The 6,257-nt window shown below is 48.5% G+C and carries 5 protein-coding genes and 1 rRNA gene; all 6 read left to right on the top strand.

Annotated features, from left to right (window positions below; genetic code table 11):
- Window positions 1-57: 57 nt before the first annotated feature.
- The 6 genes from rrf to yycI all read left to right on the top strand — a co-directional run bounded on the left by rrf (window position 58) and on the right by yycI (window position 6,123).
- Window positions 58-174: ribosomal RNA gene (rrf, locus tag F3H12_RS08940) — 5S ribosomal RNA — on the top strand.
- Between the two features lie 325 nt (window positions 175-499).
- Entirely contained in the window at window positions 500-1,195 is a 696-nt protein-coding gene (locus F3H12_RS08935; RefSeq protein WP_149679000.1) for a response regulator, read from the top strand.
- Window positions 1,196-1,203: 8 nt separating this feature from the next.
- A complete protein-coding gene (locus F3H12_RS08930; RefSeq protein WP_149678999.1) occupies window positions 1,204-3,033 on the top strand; it encodes an ATP-binding protein in 1,830 nt (609 codons plus the stop codon).
- A 142-nt stretch (window positions 3,034-3,175) separates the two neighbouring features.
- Entirely contained in the window at window positions 3,176-3,868 is a 693-nt protein-coding gene (locus F3H12_RS08925; protein ID WP_149678998.1) for a hypothetical protein, read from the top strand.
- A 172-nt stretch (window positions 3,869-4,040) separates the two neighbouring features.
- Complete coding sequence (locus tag F3H12_RS08920; protein ID WP_149678997.1) at window positions 4,041-5,321, top strand: hypothetical protein; 1,281 nt, start codon at window positions 4,041-4,043, stop codon at window positions 5,319-5,321.
- A gap of 1 nt (window position 5,322) precedes the next feature.
- Window positions 5,323-6,123 (top strand): two-component system regulatory protein YycI, encoded by an 801-nt coding sequence (gene yycI / locus F3H12_RS08915; protein ID WP_149678996.1) that lies wholly within the window; start codon window positions 5,323-5,325, stop codon window positions 6,121-6,123.
- Window positions 6,124-6,257: the final 134 nt, after the last annotated feature.

Below are 6,257 nucleotides of genomic sequence, written 5' to 3'. Positions count from 1 at the left end.
AAAGCGGAGTAAGCTCGTTATACAGTTTTGAGGGTGCTAAGAAACACCCGAAAGATATCTGGTGGCTATAACGGAGAGGAAACACCTGTTCCCATACCGAACACAGAAGTTAAGCTCTCCCGTGCAGAAGATACTTGGCTGGAGACGGCCTGGGAAAATATGTCGCTGCCAGATTTATATCAGAGCCCTGAGCGAATAGCTCGGGGCTTTGTTCTTATGAAGGCAATATGAACACTTCGGCATGACAGGAGCCCATGCCGTTATCAAAAAGGGCCATGGTACAACTATCAGGCTTCTGATGAGAGCATTGCAATCCGCCTGATACATGGGCCGGAGGCTGTTTATGGCCTCAAATTTACAATAACATTACGAGAATAATATGATATAATGATTACAGTATTGCCTACGGTCTGACCTTTCGATTTACCTGTTATACATCATGGCACGGAACAACATGGGTATAAGGCCGTGCCACAACAATTGCCTATGGGGGTATAAGATGAAGAGGAAGATTCTCATCGTGGACGACGAGAAGAACATTGTAGATATATTGAAATACAATCTACAGAAGGAATCCTTTGAAACACTGGAGGCCTATGACGGCAGACAGGCAATCGAAATAGCAGAAAGAGAAAAACCCGATCTCATCATTCTGGATATCATGCTTCCCGAGATGGACGGGTTTACCGTGTGCAGAAAGCTCAGGCAAACCATGCAAACACCCATTCTCATGCTGACAGCCAGGGAAGAGGAAGTAGACAAGGTTCTGGGCCTTGAACTGGGAGCCGATGACTACATAACAAAGCCTTTCAGCCCAAGGGAACTGATGGCCAGGGTAAAGGCAAACTTAAGGCGTGTTATTGACGAAGCGGCTCCGGCAAAAACCGATGATGTCATCAAGATTGCCGACCTGGAAATCAATATCAACAGGTATGAGGTCAAAAGGGGCGAACAGGTTATAGAGCTGACCCTCAGGGAGTTCGAACTGGTCAAATTCCTGGCCATGCAGAAGGGACAGATTTTTTCACGTGAGAACCTTCTTGAGAAGGTTTGGGGATACGAATATTTCGGAGATGTTCGCACGGTTGACGTTACGGTAAGAAGACTGAGGGAGAAACTGGAGAAAGATCCGAGCAAACCGGAATACATCCTGACAAAGAGAGGTGTAGGGTATTACTTTAATCCTGCCCTGTAACCGCGATCATGAAAAAATATAGATTCCTCCTCTTTTTTCGCAGCATACAGTGGCGGCTTGTCGCCATTCTGATATCCATTACGTTCATTCTCATGAGCGTCATATGGGTTTTTCTTAACTTCCAGCTGGGTAACATCTTTTATACCGATTTTATTGAAGGCATCGAGCGCAATTATGTCGAGCTGTCCATCGATGCCAATACGAGCTATGCGGATCTGGAATACAGGCTCATCAATGATCCCCGCATATCGGGACTGATTCGTGGTCTGGACAGAAGTTTTACGATTATCCGGAAAACGGATCAGAAGATCATGTATTCGTCCGACCAGTACTACCAGCAGGATAAGATCGGTTTCAAAAACGAGATCTACAAATCGGAAAACCTCCTGGCTGCCCTGACGCAAAGCGGTAATGCGGTCATTGCACAGAATCGGAACTATACCCGTTCCAAAATGGGGGATTTCTACGATTATGTGCGGATCCAGCCCCTGAAAGACGGCGAATACATCCTGTTCTTCAAGTATGACCGGCAGAAGGCCGTAAACGTGATAAGAGAACTCAACGGTGTCATCCTATGGGGTATGTTCTTTTCCATCTTCGCAGCCCTCGGGATAGGATACATTTTGGCCAGAACCATTACCAGGCCCATAGCCCGCATCATGCAGAAGGCAGAAAAGATCTCCAGGGGGGACTTTGGTCAGCAACTGGATGTGGAATCCAACGATGAGATTGGCAAACTGGCCAAAACCTTCAATTTCATGTCGGCCAAGCTGAAGAATACCCTGGCTGAGATCACCAGCGAAAAGAAGAAAATTGAAACCATCATGAAAAACATGACCGACGGCGTTGTCGCCTTTGATATCAACGGCCTGGTGGTTCACATCAATGATGCGGCCAGGGACATCCTTGGCAACAAGGCGCTTGACCTGAACCTGAAATCCTTTCTGCACCTTTTCGACATTTCGCTTCCGCCGGAAGACAAGGATAAAAAGGACAAGCTGGGCTTAAACGGGCTTCAGCGCAGGGTGGAGTTTGAGGGTAAATACCTGAAGCTGCAGTTTGCCGAGGTCATGGATGATGACGGCAATATCGAAGGACTGGTCACCGTTATCCAGGACATCACGGAGGAGCAGAAGCTGGACAGGATGAGAAGGGAATTTGTCGCCAATGTCTCCCATGAATTGAGGACGCCTCTGACCTCTGTCAAAAGCTACACGGAAACCCTGCTTGACGGTGCGCGTGAAGATCCGGCGACAACGGAGCACTTCCTCAGGGTTATTAACGACGAAACCGATCGCATGGCACGCCTGGTGCGGGATCTGCTCATTCTCTCCCAGCATGACAGCGGTATCCGCCTTAACCTGGAAGACATCGCACCGGCCGATCTGGTAAATTCCTGCGTGGAACGGCTCAGACGGGAAGCAGAGCAGAAGGAGCAGGAGTTAAGGGTGAACATCAAGGCAGGTTTGCCCATTATTCAGGGCGACAGGCACAGGCTGGATCAGCTGCTGACCAATGTTATCGGCAATGCCATCAAGTATACGCCCCAAAAGGGCAAGATCACGGTCCATTGCTATTGCGATAAGGATAAGATTGTCATCAACGTGGAGGACAATGGAATCGGTATTCCCGAGCAGGATGTGGAAAGGATCTTCGAGCGCTTCTACAGGGTTGACAAGGCGCGTTCCCGTCAGTTGGGAGGAACCGGCCTTGGGCTTGCCATTGCCAGGGAAATTGCACAGCTTCATGGTGGAAATATTTCTGCCAAAAGCAAAGTAGGCCGCGGCACGCAAATTTTTATCGAGCTGCCCCTGCGTGCAGCCAGCGCCGCAGGCTAGGAAAAAGAAGGTAACGGCATTTTAAAAGCGACGTAATGGATTTGTAATAATAAATGATGTATACTGATATTGTATAAGTAAGGTTCTATTCCTCATAGAATATAGATTAAAGGTTAAGCCGGACTTGTCTGGAGGATTTGAGATGGCAAAAAAGTTGATTTTTCTGTTGGTGCTGCTGCTGGGGCTCGGACTGGCCTCTGTAACGGCATATGCAACAACAGACACTGGCACAACCGCTCCCGGAACAAGTCTCACTAAAGATAACGTTTCGTCCCCGGGGACTCCGGGTACGATTCAAGCCATAAGCTCGGAAACCGAATCCGCGTCGAACGGTGCTTCTGCCCAGAGCGAAGAAACTGAGCAGGAAGAGGCCGTCGATTATGAGCAGTATGCCAGCCAGTTTCTGGACACTAAAGTAGATACCACCGACAATTTTATCGTCAACATCAAGTGGAATCAGAAGGATCCGGTCAACAATCCTCTCCACTATGTGCTGACGGGCACTGTCAAGCAGGACTCCGACAGCAGCAGTCCTGTTATAGTCATGCTGTTCATTAAGGCTGATGATGTGTACATTCCCCTGGTGTGCAGCAATGGTTCCAACGTGATTGAAGTAGGCGGCGTGGCCTTTGTGGCCCGTACGGATCTGCTCTATCTCGGATCCGACAGGGTTAACGAGATACGGATTCTTGCGTTCAGAAAAGAGCACGCGGCAGATCTGGTTCCTGGCGTGAACCTGCAAATTACGGACAAGCTGATCACCGCCAAGAAAACCGTTATCATACCTGTGCCGATTAATCCCGACAGTGTGCTGGATGCACTGAAGCTGAAGTGAGCAAGGCGATACAGAGATGAAAAGGCAAAGGAAGGAACGCCTGAAATCCGGCATATTGATTTTCCTGGCTTTTTTATGCATGGTACAGATAGGAATCCTCTGGAATCAAACGCAGGGGTTTCCTTTTAATTTTTTATTGGAGGCTATTTTTGCCGACAATGGAATCGATCACGTGAATGTTGAACAGGTAAAGGACAATTACTTCCATCCCGAAAACATCACCATCATGACCGATCGATTCAGCCAATGGGTTCTGAACGAACAGCATTTTGCCTATCATGTCATATGGGATGATATCAGGCAGAACTATCTTCCCATCCTATGTCAGAGCAAACCTCGACGTATCTACCCGGCCAGCATGTGGTCTGAGCTCATGGACATTTCCTCCATCAGGATTGATTTTGCGGTAAAGTATCCCAACAGCATGCTGCTCTGGTTTGCCGGCATAAAGTCGGCCAGTCCCAGTTTCAATGGGATCAGGGGCATCATCATTGTGCCCCAGGAGAATGTCAACATCACGGTGAATACCCTGTACGTTTACGATGAAAGCAGCGTTTACATGTATCATGCAGAAATCAGGGACAACATGAGGCCGAAAGCGTATTACAGCGGGCTGGCCAATGAAATGCGGAACCAGTCCGGAATTGAGCCCATGAGCGCAATCGGCGAAGCGTTTCCCGATTTCGCTGATCCTGCGCATGAAGATATTCCCATCTACGCCATGGATCCTGATGTCACCCAGTCCATGCAGATTCTCAGTGCCAGAATACCGGGATCCCTTATCCTTGATCCGGAAAGCGATGATCTGGAAAGCATACAGGAAAGTATCCTTCTTACCCAGAAGGACAGCCTGCTTGCCATGCGCGACAAAACCGAGAACATCGTTGTCTTCTCTGATCTCGAGAATGTATACCAGTTGAATGCCTATGGCGTCCTGGAGTATAAATACCTTCCGCCTGAACAGAAAACGGATCCCGGAGATGCCAAATCCTCCTTTGTCCAGGCGCTCTCGTTCATTGAACTCAGAAAAGACCTGGTGGGGGATGCGGAAATCGTGCTGAAGGATATCAGGCAGGAGGGTAATGCTTTTGTCTTTACCTTCGGCTATCGCTATGGCGGAATGGATATTCTGCTTTCGGATGCAGACAATGATATGACCGCGCCTGCGATCAGAATAAAGGCCTCATCTGACAGGATCCTGGAATGCCGATGGGTTATAAGGGAATTCCGTGGCAATCCGGGATATCGGACCTACAGCGTGTCGTTTATCGATATGCTGGACAGGATCAATGAAAACCATCCCTCGCTGCTTTGGTTCGAAAAGTTCCGGAGCATTAGGATGGGATATCATTTGATTATAACCGATATATCGGACAAGCGGTTGTATCCCAGCTGGCTGATCATAACAGACAAGGCTTCATACCGGGTGCCTGTCGGAGAAATGGAGGATTAACATGGAATGGTCCAGGGCAAAATTCATCTTAATCTTCCTGTTTGTCGTTCTTAACGGTTTTCTTCTGTACAGCATCATCCGTACCGCATCCGACACCAGACCCGGCCGTGATTACATACAGCTTGTCAACAGCCTGCTGGAATCGAAAAATATCCGGGTGGAGTGCACGGTACCCTCCTTCCGGGCTGAATCCGGAAGCATTGTCTACAAGAAAGGAAAGGTTGACGAAAGCCGTGTTGTCTCATTTTTCCTGGGCCGGGATGCCAGGCAAATCCATGGCGGGGAAAATGTGTGGGAAGCTGAAGGGAAAGTATTGGAAATTGGGAATAATCGTATTATATTTAATGATAAATCGCCCGACGGACATTTGGATATTGCCGACAGGGAAGCGCTCGCAGAAGAACTTCAGCGGGTTTTCCGGGGCATTGGCCTAAAGCCTGGCGACTTTATTCCTGACATCTGGGATGAAAAGGACGGAAAGGTTTATGTCAGGTATGTCAGGAAGTACAAAGGGCAGCTATTGTTCAGCATCCATGCGGATTTCACAGTATCTGAAAAAGGTCTTGAACATGCCCTGGTCATGACCGAAGAAGTGAGCCACACGATAGGCAGGAGCGAGGTTTTATCGGCATGGCGGCTCCTGGCCGTATCAAACCTTGAGGAGAATTCGGTCATCACCGATATAAGCTTTGGCTTCAAGAGGATCCATGAAGGCGAGCTGTATGACAGTCCGGTGTGGCGTATCCGTCTGTCCGATGGACGGGAGATCTATTACAATGCCTTTACCGGCGAAGAGATATGACGGATTGGCTGCAAGTTACGCATTATTAATTTGCCGAACCGCCGTCATAGTGTTATAATATCTTTGTCTTGTCAGGATATTAACGGCAGGGGTTTCCTGCCTTTCCTGAGGAAGACCGTATGGGTTGGAAGACA

This window comes from Thermoclostridium caenicola (assembly GCF_900142095.1).
Taxonomy (GTDB): Bacteria; Bacillota; Clostridia; order DSM-8532; family DSM-8532; genus Thermoclostridium_A; species Thermoclostridium_A caenicola.
This window is presented reverse-complemented; position numbering and strand designations above follow the sequence as displayed.